This is a genomic window from Nocardia lasii (genome assembly GCF_042658545.1).
GTDB lineage: Bacteria > Actinomycetota > Actinomycetes > Mycobacteriales > Mycobacteriaceae > Nocardia > Nocardia lasii.
The window spans coordinates 297,286-316,072 of the sequence record NZ_JBHSQN010000011.1; the positions used below are offsets into that span (position 1 = coordinate 297,286).

The 18,787-nt window shown below is 70.0% G+C and carries 14 protein-coding genes and 1 riboswitch; of the genes, 6 read left to right on the forward strand and 8 right to left on the reverse strand.

What is annotated here, in order from left to right:
- Positions 1–41: 41 nt before the first annotated feature.
- Entirely contained in the window at positions 42–815 is a 774-nt protein-coding gene (locus ACFP3H_RS17485; protein ID WP_378607139.1) for a DivIVA domain-containing protein, read from the reverse strand.
- A gap of 251 nt (positions 816–1,066) precedes the next feature.
- Here ACFP3H_RS17485 and ACFP3H_RS17490 point away from each other — a divergent pair, with 251 nt between their 5' ends.
- Positions 1,067–1,621 (forward strand): GtrA family protein, encoded by a 555-nt coding sequence (locus tag ACFP3H_RS17490; protein WP_378607142.1) that lies wholly within the window; start codon positions 1,067–1,069, stop codon positions 1,619–1,621.
- 1 nt (position 1,622) lies between these two features.
- On the opposite strand, the gene coaD is transcribed toward ACFP3H_RS17490, so the two are convergent.
- From coaD to ACFP3H_RS17505, 3 genes are read right to left on the reverse strand one after another with little or no spacing between them, the layout of a single operon-like run.
- A complete protein-coding gene (coaD, locus tag ACFP3H_RS17495; RefSeq protein ID WP_378607145.1) occupies positions 1,623–2,108 on the reverse strand; it encodes a pantetheine-phosphate adenylyltransferase in 486 nt (161 codons plus the stop codon).
- 3 nt (positions 2,109–2,111) lie between these two features.
- The gene (gene rsmD, locus ACFP3H_RS17500) at positions 2,112–2,675 is read right to left on the reverse strand and encodes a 16S rRNA (guanine(966)-N(2))-methyltransferase RsmD (protein WP_378607148.1); all 564 of its coding nucleotides are present in this window, start codon (positions 2,673–2,675) and stop codon (positions 2,112–2,114) included.
- Positions 2,672–6,070, reverse strand: a complete 3,399-nt coding sequence (locus tag ACFP3H_RS17505) for a pyruvate carboxylase (protein WP_378607151.1) — start codon at positions 6,068–6,070, stop codon at positions 2,672–2,674. Before ACFP3H_RS17505 ends, rsmD begins: the two co-directional genes overlap by 4 nt.
- Before the next feature lie 283 nt (positions 6,071–6,353).
- Positions 6,354–6,524: riboswitch (cobalamin riboswitch) on the forward strand.
- Positions 6,525–6,678: 154 nt separating this feature from the next.
- Here ACFP3H_RS17505 and metE point away from each other — a divergent pair.
- Positions 6,679–8,949: a 5-methyltetrahydropteroyltriglutamate--homocysteine S-methyltransferase gene (gene metE / locus ACFP3H_RS17510; protein ID WP_378607460.1), complete on the forward strand. Its 2,271-nt coding sequence runs from the start codon at positions 6,679–6,681 to the stop codon at positions 8,947–8,949.
- A gap of 346 nt (positions 8,950–9,295) precedes the next feature.
- Positions 9,296–10,720 (forward strand): short-chain fatty acyl-CoA regulator family protein, encoded by a 1,425-nt coding sequence (locus ACFP3H_RS17515; protein ID WP_378607154.1) that lies wholly within the window; start codon positions 9,296–9,298, stop codon positions 10,718–10,720.
- A 15-nt stretch (positions 10,721–10,735) separates the two neighbouring features.
- Here the strand turns inward: ACFP3H_RS17515 and recG are convergent, their stop codons facing one another.
- On the reverse strand, positions 10,736–12,994 hold the full coding sequence (gene recG / locus ACFP3H_RS17520; RefSeq protein ID WP_378607157.1) for an ATP-dependent DNA helicase RecG: 2,259 nt from the start codon (positions 12,992–12,994) through the stop codon (positions 10,736–10,738).
- Entirely contained in the window at positions 12,995–15,064 is a 2,070-nt protein-coding gene (locus ACFP3H_RS17525) for a DAK2 domain-containing protein (RefSeq protein ID WP_378607160.1), read from the reverse strand.
- Between the two features lie 444 nt (positions 15,065–15,508).
- Between ACFP3H_RS17525 and rpmB the strand changes: the two genes are divergently transcribed.
- The 3 genes from rpmB to ACFP3H_RS17540 all read left to right on the forward strand — a co-directional run bounded on the left by rpmB (position 15,509) and on the right by ACFP3H_RS17540 (position 17,508).
- Positions 15,509–15,700 (forward strand): 50S ribosomal protein L28, encoded by a 192-nt coding sequence (gene rpmB, locus ACFP3H_RS17530; RefSeq protein WP_011210730.1) that lies wholly within the window; start codon positions 15,509–15,511, stop codon positions 15,698–15,700.
- 90 nt (positions 15,701–15,790) lie between these two features.
- Positions 15,791–16,663 carry a GNAT family N-acetyltransferase gene (locus ACFP3H_RS17535; RefSeq protein ID WP_378607163.1) on the forward strand — a complete coding sequence of 291 codons (873 nt, stop codon included), beginning with the start codon at positions 15,791–15,793 and terminating at the stop codon, positions 16,661–16,663.
- Positions 16,664–16,716: 53 nt separating this feature from the next.
- Positions 16,717–17,508 (forward strand): enoyl-CoA hydratase/isomerase family protein, encoded by a 792-nt coding sequence (locus ACFP3H_RS17540; protein WP_378607166.1) that lies wholly within the window; start codon positions 16,717–16,719, stop codon positions 17,506–17,508.
- A gap of 291 nt (positions 17,509–17,799) precedes the next feature.
- Here the strand turns inward: ACFP3H_RS17540 and ACFP3H_RS17545 are convergent, their stop codons facing one another.
- Both ACFP3H_RS17545 and ACFP3H_RS17550 read right to left on the reverse strand, forming a co-directional pair.
- On the reverse strand, positions 17,800–18,051 hold the full coding sequence (locus ACFP3H_RS17545; RefSeq protein ID WP_378607169.1) for a hypothetical protein: 252 nt from the start codon (positions 18,049–18,051) through the stop codon (positions 17,800–17,802).
- 49 nt (positions 18,052–18,100) lie between these two features.
- Positions 18,101–18,784 carry a uracil-DNA glycosylase gene (locus tag ACFP3H_RS17550; protein ID WP_378607172.1) on the reverse strand — a complete coding sequence of 228 codons (684 nt, stop codon included), beginning with the start codon at positions 18,782–18,784 and terminating at the stop codon, positions 18,101–18,103.
- Positions 18,785–18,787 lie beyond the last annotated feature (3 nt).

The following is an 18,787-nucleotide window of genomic DNA, read 5'->3' on the forward strand; positions in this document are numbered from 1 at the left end:
GTACGGCAGGAACCCGCCGGAATTCAAAACGCGCGATCGTCTCAGCGGCGGTGCTCGGCCGCGTATTCGGGATACTCCGCGGCGGGCGCGCCGCGCAACTGCTGACGACCCCGGGTGATCGAGCGGCGGGTGGAGCTCAGCGTTTCCTCCATGGCCGCGAGGCGGTTGCCGAAATCGGCCATCTGCTCGTCGACGTAGTCGTCGCACTCGGTACGCACCCGGTCGGATTCGGCGTGGGCCTCGTCGATCAGGCGGGCGGATTCGGCGTGCGCGACCCGCACCACCTCGGTCTGGGCGACCAGGCGGGCCTGTTCGGCCGCACCGTCGGCGACCGAGCGCTCGTAGGAGGCCTTGCCCGCCTCGATGGCCCGATCGGCGTCGATCTGGGCGCGCGCGGTGAGCTCGTCGTACTCGGCGTTGCCGTCGGCGATCACCTGGTCGGCCTCGGCCTGCGCGGCGGTGACCAGGCGGTCCGCGTGCGCGGTGGCCTCGGCGACCATCCGGTCGGCGTGCGCTTTGGCGTCGGCGAGGATGCGGTCGGCCTCGGCGCGGGCGCCGTCGACGGTGTCGCGGGCCTGCTGGTTGGCCGAGTTGACCGTGGTCTCCGCGCCGGTGCGGGCGTCACCGACGATCTTGTCGCGGTGGTCGAGGACGTCCTGGGCGTCGTCGAGTTCGCCCGGTAGCGCGTCGCGGACGTCGTCGAGCAGCTCGAGCACGTCCCCGCGCGGCACGATGCAGCTGCGGGTCGGCGGGATGCCGCGGGCCTCTTCGACGATGGCGACCAGTTCGTCGAGCGCTTCGAATACGCGATACATGCTCACTACCTCCCTGCGGACTCACGGCGAAACAACGACCGCCGACGCCCAGTGTGCCCGCCCACAGCGGCGCGGGCGAATGTCGTGGCGGTGTGTCGCGACAGTGTCCGAGATCGCACAGATATCAAGTGGAGTGCAGCCCTCCACTTCGGCTACCATCAATGGGCACGACAACGCCGTCCGCCGGGAAGCACCGCACACCGTTTGCTGTTGTAAATCTCGACGCCTGTTCAGTGGGATCGGAGTCGACCATGACGCTGATGGAAACACCGAGAAGTCCGGTGTCGCACGTCGCGGGCATGTTCACTCCCTGGACCGGCCCGTTCCCCGTGGTGACGCCGCAATCCGTCGCACCCACGCTGCGTCCGCAGTTCGCGGGCGCGGCGAGCTATCTGCGCGGCGATCACGCTCTACCCCAGCTGATCCGTTTCGCGATGGTGGGCGGCTCCAGCAATGTCGCCTACGTGCTGCTGTTCTTCGCCATGTACGGCGTCGGCCCCCTGGTCGCCAATGTGGCCGGGTCGGTGGTCAGCACCATCATCGCCAACGAATTCCACCGCCAACTCACCTTCCACGCCACCGACCGCGTCTCCTGGTTCACCGCCCAGTGGGAAGGCGGCGGCATCGCCCTGATCGGCCTCGCGATCACGACAGCGTGCTTGGCCGGGTTGGATTTCTGGGCGCCGGGACTGGGCGACATCACGCAGGCGCTGACGGTGCTGGCCATCACGGCAGCGGTCGGCGGCCTCCGCTTCCTGGCCCTGCGCGGACTGTTCCGCCTCCCCGCGACCTCCGGCCAGATCTAGATCAGTTCTTACGCTCGGCGATGCGGTCGAGAAGACGCTTGTGGACCGCGGGCGGGAGCATGTCGCTGACGTCGCCGCCCAGCGCCGCCACTTCCTTGACCAGCGAGCTGGACAGGAAGCTCAGCGACGGGTTGGTGGCGATGAAGAAGGTGTCGACGCCGGCCAGTTTGTGGTTCATCTGGGCCATCTGCAGTTCGTAGCCGAAGTCGCCCGCGTCGCGCAGGCCCTTCACGATCGCGCTCACGCCTTCCTGCTTGGCGAAGTCGACCGTGAGGCCCTGCCAGGAGGCGACGCGCACGTTCGGCAGGTGAGCGACGGCGTCGCGCAGCAGGTCCATGCGCTCCTCGACGGTGAACATGCCCTGTTTCTTGGGGTTCACGTTCACGGTGATGATCACCTCGTCGAACTGGGCCGCCGCGCGGGCGAACACGTCGAGGTGACCGTTGGTCACCGGGTCGAAGGAGCCGGGGCACAGTGCTGCAGCCATGGCTCAGACGGTAACACCGTACTCGGCGAACTCGACCCTGGTCTCCCCGTACTTGCGGGTCTTCAACGCCGAATACCCTGCGGGCCAGTCGATTTCGGGAGATCGACTCGAGCGCTCGACAACGACCAGCGCCTCGGGTGCCAACCACCCGTTGGCGGCCAGGGCGGTGAGGTCGGCGGTGACGTCGGCGGTGCTCACGTCGTAGGGCGGGTCCGAGAAGACCACGTCGTAGGCCTTCGGGGCGGGCGACTTCAGTACCGAGGCGACCGTGCCGAGGCGTAGTTCCGCGCCGGGCAGGCCGAGTTCGGCGATGTTGGCGCGCACCACCTCGGCCGCCTTGCGGTCGGATTCGACCAGCAGGGCCTGCTCGGCCCCGCGGGAGAGGGCTTCCAGGCCGAGGGCGCCCGAGCCCGCGTACAGGTCGAGGACCAGGGTGCCGTCGAGGTCGAGGCGGGCGTCGATCGCGCTGAAGAGTGCTTCGCGCACCCGGTCGGAGGTGGGGCGGGTCCCGGCGGGCGGCACCTTGAGGCGCCGCCCGCCCGCTACGCCCGCGACGATGCGGGTCATTCCGACTCTCGCGCGACCAGTTCCACCAGCAGGTCGCCGCCCTCTACCTGGGCGACCGCGGTGGTCGCGATCCGTCGCACCACACCGGCGCGCGGTGCGGTGATGGCCGCTTCCATCTTCATCGCCTCGATCGTGCCGACGGTGTCACCGGCGTGGATCTCGTCGCCTTCCGATACCGCCAGGGTCACCACACCGGCGAACGGCGCCGCGATGTGACCCGGGTTGTTCTTGTCGGCCTTCTCCGCGGCGGGCACCTCGGAGGCGACCGAGCGATCGCGCACCGCGACCGGACGCAGCTGCCCGTTCATGATGCACATGACGGTGCGCATGCCCTTCTCGTCGGGCTCGGAGATCGCCTCGAGTCCGATGAGCAGGGTGACGCCCTTCTCGAGCTGCACGCGGTGTTCCTCGCCGCGCCGCAGCCCGTAGAAGAACTGGTTCTCCGAGAGCCCGGTGGTGTCGCCGTACTTCTCGCGGTGGGTGGTGAACTCGGCGGTCGGGCCGGGGAACAGCAACCGGTTCAGCGTTGCGCGCCGCTGCGCCGAGGTCCCGTCGAGGCCGGCCTGATCCGCCGCGGTGAGCGGGGTTTCGGGCTTGGGCTCGCTGCGGCCGGCCAGCGCCTTGCTGCGGAACGGCTCGGGCCATCCGCCGGCGGGTTCGCCGAGTTCGCCACGCAGGAACCCGATCACCGAATCGGGGATGTCGTAGCGGCCGGGATCGGCGGCGAAGTCGTCGATGCTCACGCCGGTGCCGACCAGGGCCAGCGCGAGGTCGCCGACGACCTTCGACGACGGGGTCACCTTGATCAGGCGGCCCAGCAGCCGGTCGGCGGCCGCGTACTTGGCCTCGACCTCCTCGAACCGGTCGCCCAGTCCCAGCGCGATGGCCTGCTGGCGCAGGTTCGACAGCTGACCGCCGGGGATCTCGTGGGTGTACACGCGCCCGGTCGGCGCGGGCAGGCCCGACTCGAACGGCGCGTACACCTTGCGCAGCGCCTCCCAGTAGGGCTCGAGATCGCACACGTTCTGCAGGTTCAGCCCGGTGTCGCGGTCGGTGTGCGCGGTGGCGGCCACGATCGCCGACAGCGCGGGCTGGGAGGTGGTGCCCGCCATGGCCGCCGACGCGCCGTCGACCGCGTCGGCTCCGGCCTGCCACGCCGCCAGGTAGGTGGCCAGCTGGCCGCCGGGGGTGTCGTGGGTGTGCACGTGCACCGGCAGATCGAAGTTACTGCGCAGGGCGGTCACGAGTTTCGCGGCGGCGGGGGCGCGCAGCAGTCCGGCCATGTCCTTGATGGCCAGGACGTGGGCTCCTGCGTCGACGATCTGCTCGGCCAGCTTCAGGTAGTAGTCGAGGGTGTAGAGCTGTTCGTTCGGGTCGAGGAGGTCACCGGTGTAGGACAGCGCGACTTCGGCTACGGCGGTGCCGGTTTCGCGCACCGCGTCGATGGCCGGGCGCATCTGGTCGACATTGTTGAGCGCGTCGAAGATGCGGAAGATGTCGATACCGGTGGTGGCGGCCTCGGAAACGAAAGCGCGCGTGACCTGTTCGGGGTAGGGCGTGTAGCCGACGGTGTTGCGACCGCGCAGCAGCATCTGCAGGCAGATGTTCGGCACGGCTTCGCGCAAGGCGGCCAACCGTTCCCACGGATCCTCGTGCAGGAACCGCAGTGCCACATCGTAAGTCGCGCCGCCCCACGCCTCGATCGAGAGCAGCTCGGGGGTCAGCCGCGCGACGTGTCCGGCCACGCCGAGCAGACCGTTGGTGCGCACGCGGGTGGCCAGCAGCGACTGGTGCGCGTCGCGGAAGGTCGTGTCGGTGACACCGAGCGCCTTCTGCGCGCGCAGCGCCTTCGCGAAACCGTCGGGGCCGAGCGCGAGCAGGCGCTGGCGCGAGCCGTCCGGCGGCGGCAGCGTCAGGTCGAGGGCGGGCAGTTTGTCCTGCGGGTACACCGTGGTCGGGCGGTCACCGTTGGGCTTGTTGACGGTGACGTCGGCCAGGTAGGTCAGGATCTTGGTGCCACGGTCGGCCGAGGCGCGCGAGGTGAGCAGTTCGGGGCGCTCGTCGATGAACGAGGTGGTGACCCGACCGGCCTGGAAATCGGGGTCGTCGAGTACCGAGAGCAGGAACGGGATATTGGTCGTCACGCCACGGATGCGGAACTCCGCCAGCGCGCGCCGGGCGCGGGCGGCGGCGGCGGGCAGGTCGCGGCCACGGCAGGTGAGCTTGACCAGCATCGAGTCGAAGTAGGCGCCGATCTCGGCGCCCAGGTTGGCGCCGCCGTCGAGGCGGATGCCCGCGCCGCCGGGGGTGCGGTAGGCGGTGATGCGGCCGGTATCGGGGCGGAAACCGTTGGCCGGGTCCTCGGTGGTGATGCGGCACTGCAGGGCGGCGCCCCGGATCTGCACCGTCTCCTGACTCAGGCCCAGATCGGCCAGGGACTCCCCCGCCGCGATCCGCAGCTGCGACTGCACCAGGTCGACGTCGGTGATCTCCTCGGTGACCGTGTGCTCCACCTGGATGCGCGGGTTCATCTCGATGAACACGTGATTGCCGCGCTCGTCGAGCAGGAACTCCACGGTGCCCGCGTTGATGTAGCCGATCTGGCGGGCGAAGGCCACCGCGTCGGCGCAGATCCGCTCGCGCAGTTCCGGCGACAGGTTCGGCGCGGGCGCGAGTTCGATCACCTTCTGGTGGCGGCGCTGCAGCGAACAGTCGCGCTCGAACAGGTGCATGACGTTGCCGTACGAGTCGGCCAGGATCTGCACCTCGATGTGGCGCGGGTTGACCACCGCCTGCTCGAGGAACACCGTCGGGTCACCGAAGGCCGACTCGGCCTCGCGCGAGGCCGCCTCGATCGACTCGCGCAGCAGCTCCGGCGCGGCGACCCGGCGCATCCCGCGCCCGCCACCACCGGCGACGGCTTTGACGAAGATCGGGTATTCGAGTTGGGTTGCGGCGGCGAGCAATTCGTCGATATCGGCCGAGGGTTCGCTCGACTTCAGCGTCGGCAGCCCGGCCGCTTTGGCCGCCGCGATGGCCGTGGCCTTGTTGCCCGCCATCTCCAGGATCTCGGCGGTGGGCCCGATGAAGGTGATGCCCTCGGCGGCGCAGGCCGCGGCGAGATCGGGGTTCTCCGAGAGGAATCCGTAGCCGGGGTAGATCGCGTCGGCGCCCGCGCTCTTGGCGGCGTCGATGATCGCCTCGATCGAGAGGTACGCCCGCACGGGGTGGCCCTCTTCACCGATCTGATACGACTCGGCGGCCTTGAGTCGGTGCACGGAATTGCGGTCCTCGTGCGGGAACACCGCGACCGTTCCGATGCCGAGTTCGTAGGCCGCGCGGAAGGCGCGGATGGCGATCTCACCACGATTTGCGACCAAGACTTTCGAGAACATTCGCCTACGGTACCCGGCCGTCGGACCAGGTCGAACACGCGCGGTAGCCATCACAACCGACCCCGCCGACCTGCGAAGTTACGTTCATCCGGCCGTCACATCTCACCGTCGACGCCGCCGGCCGGTGCACCCCGACGCCGAGCGCGCAATCGCAGGTCAGGACGGTGATCGGGACGGGTGGACAATCGGCGCCCGCCGAGGGCCTATGCTGGGTGGCGCAGCTGGTTCGCCTGCGCGGTGGAAGAGTCGGAGCCCCGACCTCCCGCGCCGACGTCGAAACCCGGGTGCGGATCATGTCCGTGCCGGGTGAGAGGGAACCCGGTGAGAATCCGGGACTGTCCCGCAGCGGTGAGCAGGAACGACCGCCGTCATCAGCACTGGGCCCCACGCCTGGGAAGCGACGGCCAGTAGGTCGGTCACATCAGACCGGTGCCCGCGAGTCCGAAGACCTGCCGACTGTGCCGGATACGCCGTATCCGGCGGCCACCGCCTCGTGGATCGGGCGCGCGGACCACCGACGCCGACTTCGCCGTGCCCGCACGGGAGGTCTCGGCGGTGTGCGTGCGTGCCCGCAGACGGCGACGGCTCTCCCCGTACGACACTGGAGAATCTCCGTGAGTCTTTCCCGTACCCCGTTCACCGCAACGGTTCTCGGCCTGCCCCGGGTCGGCCCGAATCGAGAGCTCAAGCGCGCCACCGAGTCCTACTGGGCCGGTCGGGTCGACGCCGAGCACCTGCACGCCGTCGGCGCCGAACTGCGCCGCGCCCAGTTCGCCGAACTCGCTGCGGCGGGCCTGGATTCGGTGCCGGTGGGCACCTTCTCCTACTACGACCAGGTCCTCGACACCGCCGTGCTGCTCGGTGCGCTGCCGCCCCGGGTGGCCGGGATCGCCGACCCGCTCGACCGCTATTTCGCGGCCGCGCGCGGCACCGACACCGTGGCCCCGCTCGAGATGACCAAGTGGTTCGACACCAACTACCACTACCTGGTCCCCGAGATCGACGCTGCCACCACCTTCTCGCTGCACCCGGAGAAGCTGCTGGCCGACCTGGCCGAGGCGATCGAGTTCGGCGTGCCCGCCCGCCCGGTGGTGATCGGCCCGATCACCTTCCTGAAGCTGGCCAAGGCCGCCGACGGCGCCGCCGTGGACCGCCTGCCCGAACTGCTGCCGCTGTACGCGGACCTGCTCGGTCAGCTGGCGGCGGCGGGCGCGCAGTGGGTGCAGATCGATGAGCCCGCCCTCGTCACCGACCTGACCGACGCCGAGATCGCCCTGGTCCGCGAGACCTACACCACTCTCGCGGCCGTGGCCCAGCGCCCGGCGATCCTGGTCGCCACCTACTTCGGACACCCCGACGCCGCCCTGGCCGCGCTCGCCGACACCGACATCGACGGCGTTGCCCTCGATGTCACCGCCGGAACCGGGGTCGACGCGGTCGCGGCCGTGCCCGCGCTGGCCCGCAAGCTGCTGGTCGCCGGGGTGGTCGACGGTCGCAATATCTGGCGCACCGATCTCGACGCCGCCCTGCGCACCCTCGGCACCCTGCTCGGCAGCGCCGGCGCCGTGGCGGTGTCGAGCTCGAGTTCGCTGCTGCACGTGCCGTATTCGCTGGCCCCCGAGACCGGGCTGGACGAGCGGCTGCGGTCGTGGCTGTCCTTCGGCGCCGAGAAGGTCGCCGAGGTGCGGGTGCTGGCCACCGCGCTGACCGAGGGCACCGACGCGGTCGCCGCCGAACTGACCGCCGCCCGCGCCGCCGCCGAGTCCCGGCGCACCGACCCGCGCCTGCACGACGAGCGGGTGCGCGCCCGGTTGGCCGCCCTCGACGAGTCCGATCTCAACCGCCTGCCCGCCGACGAACGTCGCGTCCTGCAGCGCGACCACCTCGACCTGCCGGTCCTGCCGACCACCACCATCGGCTCCTACCCGCAGACCTCGGCCATCCGCCTGGCGCGCGCCGCCCTGCGCAAGGGCGAGATCGACCAGGCCGAGTACGTGCGCCGGATGCGGGCCGAGATCGCCGAGGTCATCACCCTGCAGGAGCGACTCGGCCTGGACGTGCTGGTGCACGGCGAGCCCGAACGCAACGACATGGTGCAGTACTTCGCCGAGCTGCTCGACGGTTTCGCCGCCACCGACAACGGCTGGGTGCAGTCCTACGGCACCCGCTGCGTGCGGCCGCCGATCCTGTTCGGTGATGTCTCGCGGCCCGAGCCGATGACGCTGTCGTGGATCGGGTACGCGCAGTCGCTGACCGCCAAGCCGGTCAAGGGCATGCTCACCGGTCCGGTCACCATTCTGGCGTGGTCGTTCGTGCGCGACGATCAGCCGCTGGGCGACTCGGCCCGGCAGGTAGCCCTGGCGATCCGTGACGAGACGGTCGACCTGGAAGCCCAGGGCGCGCGGGTGATCCAGGTCGACGAGCCCGCCCTGCGCGAGCTGCTGCCGCTGCGCGCGGCCGACCAGCCCGCCTACCTGCGGTGGTCGGTGGACGCGTTCCGCCTGGCCACCGCCGGGGTCGCCGACACCACCCAGGTGCACACCCACCTGTGCTATTCCGAGTTCGGCGAGGTCATCTCGGCGATCGCGGGCCTGGACGCCGATGTCACCTCGATCGAGGCGGCCCGTTCGCACATGGAGGTCCTCGACGACCTGAACGCGGCCGGGTTCGCCCTCGGCGTCGGACCGGGCGTCTACGACATCCACTCCCCGCGTGTGCCCTCGGTGGAGGAGATCACCACCTCACTGGCTTCGGCGCTGAAAGCCGTTCCCGCCGAGCGCCTCTGGGTGAATCCGGACTGCGGTCTCAAGACCCGGGGACCGGTGGAGGTCGAGGCCTCCCTGCGCAACCTGGTGACGGCGGCGCAAAGCCTGCGCTGACCCCTTTCGCGAACGCCCACTGCCCCCGACGGCGCCGATTCCGTCGGGGGCGGTGTTCGCCGCCCAGCGGATCGGGCGTACTCCCGAGTGCGATTCCTCGGCCACCCCGGGGCAATCTCTACCCAAATCGCCTGAACAGGCGTATTTTTTGAGCCCGACAACCGATGCGACGCCACAGTGCCCGGTCCGCGCGATCCCCCGAGGCGGTGGCGTCGGCGTTCCGCTGCCCACCTTCGCACGTTACGCACGGGTAGCCTTGGGTAAAATCCCTTGCAGCACTGGTCTTTTCCGGTCAACTTCACCATTTACAGCGAATATTGCGAACCGGTCGCGTTAGTATTCTGCCGTGCGGAAGATGTACGCGGGGGCCAGGCTACGCAGGCTGCGCGAGGAACGGCGAATGACCCAGGCGGCGCTCGCGAAATCGCTGGATCTCTCGCCCAGCTATCTCAACCAGCTCGAGCGTGATCAGCGCCCGCTGACCATTCCCGTTCTGCTCAAACTGAACTCGACCTTCGACCTGGACGTGCAGTTCTTCGCCGCCGACTCCGACGCGCGACTGGTCTCCGACCTGCACGAAGTCCTGGTCGAGGCGGCGGGCGGCGGCGATACCGCGCCGATCACCGAGGTCGAGGAACTGGCCACCCGGCTGCCCGAGGTGGCGCGCATCGTCATCGCCATGCACCGGCGCCTACGCGCGGCCACCGACCAGCTCGACCTGCTGTCCTCGCGCGTCGACACCCCGGCGGGCGCTCCCGGCACGCCCATGCCGTACGAGGACGTGCGCGATTTCTTCTACGACCACCGCAATCACATCTCCACCCTCGACCACGCCGCCGAGCAGCTGTTCGAGGAATCCGGGCTCAGCATCGGCTCCCTGGACCGCCAGCTGGCCCGCATCGCCGAGGAACGCGCGGGCGTGACGGTGCTCGTGCGCGGCGACGGCGCCGACCCGAGCATCCCGAAACGCCACTACGACCCCGACACCCGCACCCTCACCCTGGCCCGCCGCCTGCGCCCCGGCCAGCGCGCCTTCCAGATCGCGGCCACCCTGGGCCTGCTGCTCTACGGCCGCGAGATCGACAATGTCCTCGCCGAATCCCGCTCGCTCACCGGCGAATCCCGCACCCTGGCCCGGCTCGGGCTGGCCAACTACTTCGCGGGCGCGCTGATCCTGCCCTACGGGCGCTTCCTGCGCTCGGCCGAGGAACTGCGCTACGACGTGGACCTGCTGGCGTTGCGCTTCGAGGTCGGCTTCGAGACCATCTGCCATCGACTGGCGACGCTGCAACGGCAGGGTCAGCGCGGGGTGCCGTTCTTCCTGGTCCGCACCGACCGGGCGGGCAATATCTCCAAACGCCAGTCCGCCACCGCTTTTCACTTCTCCCGTGTCGGCGGCAGTTGCCCGCTGTGGGTGACCCACGAGGCCTTCGCCCATCCCGGACGCATCCTCACCCAGATCTCGGAGATGCCCGACGGGCGCCGGTACCTGTGGATCGCGCGCACCACGCCCACCGCCGCACAGGGTTTCGGCACGGCGGCGAAGAACTACGTGATCGCGCTGGGGTGCGATATCGAATACGCCGACCGGCTGGTGTATTCGCAGGGGATCCAGGTGGAGGATCCCGCCGTGGCGGTGCCGATCGGGGCCGGGTGCAAGGTGTGCGAACGGCCGTCGTGCCCGCAGCGCGCGTTCCCGCAGATCGGGCGCTCGCTCGTGGTGGCCGAGCACACGAGCACCGATCTGCCGTATCCGCGCCTGCCGCGCTGAGTTCGGTTCGGCGGGTCAGGATTTGGCGAGGTATTCGAGGCGTTCGCCGTCGACGGCGGCGTGCATCATGCCCGCCAGGCCCGGGTGCTTCACCAGGCCGGGGTCCTCGGCGACGACCTGTCTGGCGAGTTCCTGTGCGGCGGTGATCACTTCGAGGTCGTCGAGCAGGGAGAGCAGGCGCAGCGACCGGGCGGTGCCGGACTGGGCCGAACCCAGCACGTCGCCCTCGCGACGCTGACGCAGGTCGAGCACCGAGAGTTCGAAACCGTCGGTGGTGGCGGCTACCGCCTCGAGGCGCGCCATCGCCGTGCCGCCGGGTGCGGCGTCGGTGACCAGCAGGCACAGGCCAGGATGCCGGCCGCGCCCGATCCGCCCGCGCAGCTGATGCAGCTGACTCACGCCGAACCGGTCGGCGTCGACGATCACCATCACCGTGGCATTGGGCACGTCGACGCCGACCTCGACGACGGTGGTGCAGACCAGCACGTCGATGGCGCCGTCGTTGAACTGGCGCATCACGTGGTCTTTCTCGTCGGACGGCAGCCTGCCGTGCAACAGCCCGACCCGCACCCCCGCGAGCGGACCGGCGCTCAGCGTCTCGTACATCTCGACGGCGGCCGCGGTGCTCGGGGCCTCCTTCTCGGCCTTCTTGCCCTTGGCCGGTGGCGCGTCGGGGTCCTCGCCGATGCGCGAGCACACCACATAGGCTTGGCGGCCCTGCCCGACTTCCTCGACAATGCGTTCCCACGCCCGATCCACCCAGCCCGGATGCAGCTTGCGCGGAACGACTTTCGACACGATCGGCGAGCGCCCCTTGGGAAGCTGCGTGAGCGTGGAGGTTTCGAGGTCGCCGAGGGTGGTCATGGCGATGGTGCGCGGAATCGGGGTGGCGGTCATGACCAGCAGGTGCGGGCTGATGCCGTCCTTGGCCTTGGCGCGCAACGCGTCTCGCTGCTCCACACCGAAGCGGTGCTGTTCGTCGACCACCACCAGGCCGAGGTCGTAGAACTCCACCGCGTCCTGGATGAGGGCATGGGTGCCGATGACGATGCCCGCCTCGCCGGTCATCGCGTCCAACAGCGCGGACTTCTTCGCGGCGGTCGACATCGAACCGGTGAGCAACACGACCTTGGTCGAGTTCTCCGCCGCGCCGAGTTCACCCGCGTTGCCGAGATCGCCGAGCATGGCGCGCAGCGATCGATAGTGCTGTGCGGCAAGAACTTCGGTGGGGGCGAGCAGGGCGCACTGACGGCCCGAATCGACCACCTGGAGCATGGCGTTCAGCGCCACGATCGTCTTGCCCGAACCCACCTCGCCCTGGAGCAGCCGGTGCATCGGTCGGGTGCGCGACAGGTCCGCCGAGATCTCCTCGAGCACCTGCTGCTGGCCCTCGGTGAGTTCGAAGGGCAGGCGCTCGTCGAAGGCCGCGGCGATCCCGTCCGACGAGGGTGGGCAGGCCGGGGCGGTGCGGCCCTCGACCTCGTGCCGACGTTCGGCCAGCACCAGTTGCAGGGCGAGCGCCTCGTCGAAACGCAGTCTGTCCCTGGCCCGGTCGATATCGAGCTTGTGTTCGGGCAGGTGGATCAGGCGCAGCGCGTCCGAGACCGGCAGCAGGTGACGCTCCTCGCACAGGTCTTCCGGCAGCGGGTCCTCGATCGGGTCGAGCTGATCGAGCACCTGGCGGATACAGGCGAGCAGGTCCCAGCTCTGCACCTTCGCCGTCGCCGGATACACCGGGACGAACTCGCGCTCGAAGAACGAGGCATCCACGCCCCCAGCGCCTTTCGCGCTCTGCGCCAGACCGCGCAACGCGCCGCTGCCGCGCACCGAGGTCAGTTCCGCCACACCGGCCTCGGGCTTGTCGGGCAGGATCAGGTAGTCCGGGTGGGTGAGGTTCCAGCGGTCGGGGCGCCACCAGTGCACGGTGCCCGACATCATCGCGCGCACACCCTCTTTCACCAGATAGCGCACCTTGTCACCGTTGAAGAAGGTGGCCTCGAGTGGACGCTGGGCGCCGGTGTCGAGCTGCACCTTCAGCAGCGAGCCGCGACGGTTCTTCATCGGGCGCAGTTCGGTTTTCGTGATCCGACCGATCACGGTGATGTGGGCGCCCTCCTCCGGTTCCTCCTCGGTGAGGGGCTGGCCCTGGGTGGCGTAGCGCACCGGGTAGTGGCGCAGCAGGTCCTCGACGGTGCTCATGTCGAACGCCTCGGTGAGCCGTTCGGCGGCCTTCACCCCGAGCACGTGGTCGAGCCGGTCACTCAACGTCGCCATCTACTCGACCCCTATCTGCACCAGATCCGCTTGCTGTCCACCGGAATACACGACCACCTCGACACCCGGAAAACCGGCCGTCACATGCTCGGCGAGCACCTGCGCCAATTCCGGGCCCGCGTCGGCGCCCATCAGCAGGGTCACCAATTCCCCACCGAGACCGAGCATCCGGTCCAGCAGGATGCGCCCGGCGCCGACCACATCGGGATCGATCACCACCACATCCTGGCCGACCAGACCCAATCCGTCACCGGGCGAACACATTCCGACCATCGTCAACGCGCGCACCCGGGCCGCCCGCAGCGCACCCCACCGGGTGGTCGCCGCGGCCTCCGACATCGCGAACGCGTCGTCGACGGCGATCCGCCCCCGATCGTGCACCGCCAAGGCCGCCAGCCCCTGCACCATCGAGGCACTCGGCAGCAGCAGCACATCCCGCGACCCGTCACGCGCGGCCACACCGACCGCGACGAGTTCCTGCGCGGGCAGCGCCCCGTTGGGCAGGACCAGCACCTCGCGGTGCGGCATGGCGCGGATGGCGCGCAGCAGACTGTCGGTGTCGAGGTGGTGATCGCCGCGCAGGACCACCGCGCCCGCGTCCTCGAACAGGCGCGCAGCGGAGGCTCCCCCGACGACCGCCAGCACACCACGATCCGCGAAGCCGTCCGCTGGATCGGGGTTCGCGTCCGCTTCGGTATCGCCACCGGTCCCGAACCGCCTCGGCGCGGCGACGAGATCACCGCCGCCGGGCCCGTGGTCGCCACCGTGCGGTGCCGTCACCGCGAAACTCTCGATCCTGATCCCGCTCACCGTCCCGATCGCCAGCCCCGCCTCGATCGCCGCCCCCGCGTCGCGACAGTGCACATGCGCCGACCAGGTGCTGTCCCCGTCCCCGACCACCACCACCGAGTCCCCCAGCACCGCGAGCCGATCCCGCAACCCACCCGCGGCGCCCTCGTCGGTGCCCGAAATCACATACATGACCTCGAAATGCGGATCGTCGGCCAACTCACGCCCCTCCATCGCCTCCGACGCCACCCGCTGCTCGCCCACCCGAGCCCGCTGCCACCCATCGCCATGATCATCGCCGCGCGCCTGCCCCACCGCGTCGGCTCGGCGATCAGCAGCACCCGTGCGTGGGTCGCCACCGTCGGTTTCGCTCCACGCACCCGTGCGTGGGTCGCCACCGTCGGTTTCGCTCCACGCACCCGTGCGTGGGTCGCCACCGTCGGTTTCGCTCCACGCACCCGAACCACGGTCACCGCTGCCGGCGCGATGATCTTCGCCGACACCATTGGGCCGACGGTCCTGCGCGCTCGGTGGCGAAGCCACCACAGCGACCGGTCCCGCGCCGCCGGTTTCGGGCTGCCGCCATGAATCCGCGTTCCCGTCCGGGTGTGGATGCGGTCCGTGATCGCCGCGTTCGCCGCGGGTGTAGCGGACGCGTTCCGGGGGCTCGCCGCAGACTTCCGCCACGAGGCAGTCGAGCAGCACCAGCAGTCCGCGCGCGCCCGCGTCGACCACGCCTGCCGCGCGCAGCACGCCCAGTTGGGACGGCGTCTCGCTCAACGCGCGCGCGGCACCGTCGGCGGCGGATCGGGAGACCGCCGCGAGGGCGTCCGACGGTGCCTCGGCGGCGGCCACGGCGGCCCGGTCGAGCACCGTCAGGATCGTGCCTTCGACCGGGGCGCTCAGGCCGGTGCGCACGAGCACCGCCGAGCGTCGCAGTGCCACGCGCAGGCGCTCACCGGTCAGCGGCCCGTCCACCACCGCCTCGGCGATCCCCCGCAGTACCTGCGACAGGATGATCCCCGAATTCCCCCGCGCCCCCGTCGTCGCGCCACGGGCCAACGCCTGAGCGATGCGATGCGGGTCGATCGACTCCTGGACGGCTGCCTGTTCGGCGGTCACGACGGCCGCGCGCATGGTGGCCAGCAGGTTGGTCCCGGTATCGGCATCGGCGATGGGGAAGACATTGAGGGCGTCGATCTCGGCGCGACACGCTGCCAGCTCACTGCGACACCGACGAGCCCACCCCAGCAGCTCGGGCCCGTCGAGAGACTCCCGCACGCGTGCCACCGCCACCTCGCTCCCCGTTCGCCGCACCCGCCCGCCGAGCACGCACGCCAGGTTAGCGGCCCCGCCCGACAGCAGGAGAAACGAGCGCGCCCGCAACGAACCGCTCCCTCCCCGACAACCACGTCACACCGAGGGCATACCTGCGCGCAGCGGGATGCCGAGCGGTCGAGCGTCGACCGGGTCGATCCGGGTGGGACGGGTGTGCGTATGCTGCCCTCGGACGGGTTCTCCCCCGGGCCGGCTCGGTGGATCGACCGGGGTACCCGGTTTGGAAGTTCGAGGCCCGGCCCGCTAGTCTTGCAGGGTTGCCTCGTGCGGCCCACGTGGGTCAGCGCTGGCCGACGTCAGTCGGCAAGGCATTTTGACGACATCAGTTTCCGGTACAACGGGCATTCGTGCGCCGTTGACCGCTTATGACATGAAGGAGCTCGCGACATGGCTGCCGTTTGCGACGTCTGCGCCAAGGGCCCCGGTTTCGGGAAGTCGGTCTCGCACTCGCACCGGCGCACCAACCGTCGCTGGAACCCGAACATCCAGACCGTGCGTGCGCAGGTTGCCCCTGGCAACACCCGCCGGATGAACGTGTGCACCTCCTGCCTGAAGGCGGGCAAGGTCGTCCGCGGCTGATTCTCAGCCCGTACATTCTGCCGACAGTTCCCCGGCACCCCGCGTGGGTGATCCGGGGTTTTGTCGTCTCTCGGCCCCCGAGCAGGCCCCGTGGCTGACTGGCGGATCGCCCCGCTCACCCCCCACCGGGTCACCGACCTCGCCGCCTGCCACATCGCCAGCTGGCGCGAGGCCTACGGCACCCTGGTCCCCGCCCACATCCTCGACGGTTTCGACCTCGACCGCTCCGCGATCACCTGGGAACGCCGCCGCGCCGCAGGCACCCACCAACTCCCCATCGCCCTGGTCGGCGACGAACTGGTCGGCTTCGCCGCCACCGCACCCCGCCGAAACCTGCTCGCCCACGACCCCACCGCAATCCTCGCCGACCCCGCCTACCGCGCAGTCAGCCCGGAACACGACCCGACCGATCGAGATGCGGTGAGACCCGACCACACAACGCTGGGCACAAACCCGCCCGACCCCAGCACACTGGTCCCCGACCAGAGCACGCTCGACACAAACCCGACCGCTCCCCGCCGCAGCCCACTGAGCCCCGGCCACAGCACGCTCGACACAGACCCGATCACTCCCCGCCCCGGCCACAGCACGCTCGACGCGGATCCGACCGCTCCCGGCCGCAGCCCACTGGGCCCCAGCCACAGCACGCTCGGCACAAACCCGATCACTCCCCGCCCCAGCCCACTGGGCCCCGGCCAGGAGCCCGTCACGCTCGACCGCATCTCGCTCACCCCGGACCCGTTCTCCGAGATCGAACTCGAGGCCCTCTACGTTCGCAAGGCGTGGCACGGAACCGGTCTCGCCGATGCTCTGCTGGAGGCTTCGGGTTCGCCGCGCACGCTGTGGGTCTTCGCCGAATACCCTCGCGCCCAAGCCTTCTACCGCAGGCATGGTTTCGCCGACACCGGCATCCGCCGCACCGACCCGTTCACCCTGCTGCCCGAGCAGTTCTGGCGTCGCTGACCGAACCCACGGGCGTGCTGGAGTCCCGCACCGGTCCCGCTAGGGTGACGCCCATGAACACCACCGAACCGGTCCCCGCCGCCGAGGTCATCGACGGCGTATTGCAGCTGACCATCGCCACTTCCGCCGCGGGCACTTCGATGGATTTCGACCTGATCACCGCGGGCACCGCCGCCCTGCGCGCGCTCGACCCGTCGGTCGGCGCCGTGCTGCTCACCGGCGCGGGCGCGAACTTCTGCGCGGGCGGCAATGTCCGCGATTTCGCCGGTGCCGACGACCGTGGCGCCTACCTCTACGCCAAGGCCACCGACCTGCACGATTTCGTGCGCGCCCTGATCGATGCCCCGGTCCCCGTGGTCGCCGCCGTGCAGGGTTGGGCGGCGGGCGCGGGCATGAGCCTGGTCTGTGCCGCCGATATCGCCATCGGCGGCCCCTCGACGAAACTGCGCCCCGCCTACCCCGGCATCGGCTTCTCCCCCGACGGCGGCATGTCCTGGTCGCTGCCCCGCATCGTCGGCCTGAGCCGCGCCCGCGAGATCCTGCTCACCGACGCGATCCTCGGCGCCGACGAAGCCGTCCGCCTCGGCATCCTGAGCCGCACCGTCGCCGACACCGACATCCGCACCGAATCCCTGCGCGTAGCAACATCTTTCGTCACCGGCCCCCGCGCCACCCACACCGCCATGAAAACCCTGCTCGCCCAGTCCCCCACCGCCACCCTCACCCAACAACTAGACGCCGAACGCGACAGCATCGCCGCCGCCGCGAACAGCGAAACCGGCCAAGAGGGCGTCAACGCCTTCATCGCCAAGAGAAAACCGAACTACACAACCATCACCGCGTAAGCGGCCCCCACAAAACCCCCCACAGTCGGGAACCGAACGCCCCCGGAACTCGTTGCCCGACAACACATCACCCACCCCCAAGACTGAACGCCCCGACACAACGCAACCAACGCCCCGCCGGAACGCCCCCACCACGGGTTTTCGGCCGCCTCGCATCCGAGGGGCGAGACGTAACGCCGCAGGCGCAGTATCACCCCTCGGATGTGAGGCCCCCAGGGCCGAAAACCCCGCGGCGCCAGCCGCCAATAAACACAGGCCCGAAGACCCGGCCACGGCAGCCGCTGAATCAACTCAGCAAGCAGCACCGAGTGCACTGAAAGTGTTCTGCAGCAAGCAGGTCACCTTGGCATTGACCCCGGCCGAGATCGTAGAAGTACCAGTCGAAGTCCACTCCTCCCCCACCTGAGTGGTAGCCACCGGCGCGGCCTGCTCGTCGTAGGGCTCCAGTGCCAGACCGGCAGCCGAGGCCGAACCGGCGCCCGCGGTGATGGCGGCGGCGACGGCGACGGTCGCCAGGGCCGCGCGAACTGTGGTGATGCTCATCGGGTTGTGCTCCTTCATCATTTTCTTCTGGTGCGGGCGACGCCCCGGGTCAGGGCAGCCGCCAATCGACAGGGTCGGCGCCGAGTTCGTCGAGCAGTTCGTTGACCCGGGAGAAGGGTCGCGACCCGAAGAACCCGCGCGAGGCGGACAGCGGTGAGGGGTGCGCCGATTCGACGTAGGGCACTTCGGCGTCGACGAGGGTGGGCTTGAGCGAGCGCGCGTCGTTGCCCCACAGCACGGCGACGAGCGGCTGGTCGCGGCCGACGAGCGCCCGGATGGCCTGCTCGGTGACCGCTTCCCACCCCTTGCCCCGGTGGGAGGCAGGCGCGCCGGGGCTGACGGTGAGCACCCGGTTGAGCAGCAGCACGCCCTGATCCGACCACGGGCTCAGGTCACCGCAGGTGGGGGTGTCGAAGCCGAGGTCCTTGGTGTATTCGGCGAAGATGTTGGACAGGCTGCGCGGCACGGGCGAAACCTCCGGCGCGACAGAGAAACTCAGCCCCATCGCGTGTCCGGGGGTGGGGTAGGGATCCTGGCCGACGATGAGCACGCGGACCGCGTCGAACGGGCGCTGGAACGCGCGCAGCACGTTCTCCCCGTCGGGGAGGTAACCGCGTCCCGCCGCGTTCTCCTCACGCAGGAACTCGCCCATGGCCGTGATGCGGTCGGCGACCGGTTCCAAGACCCGAGCCCAGCCCGGATCGATGATCTCCGACAGTGGTTTGGCACCCATGAC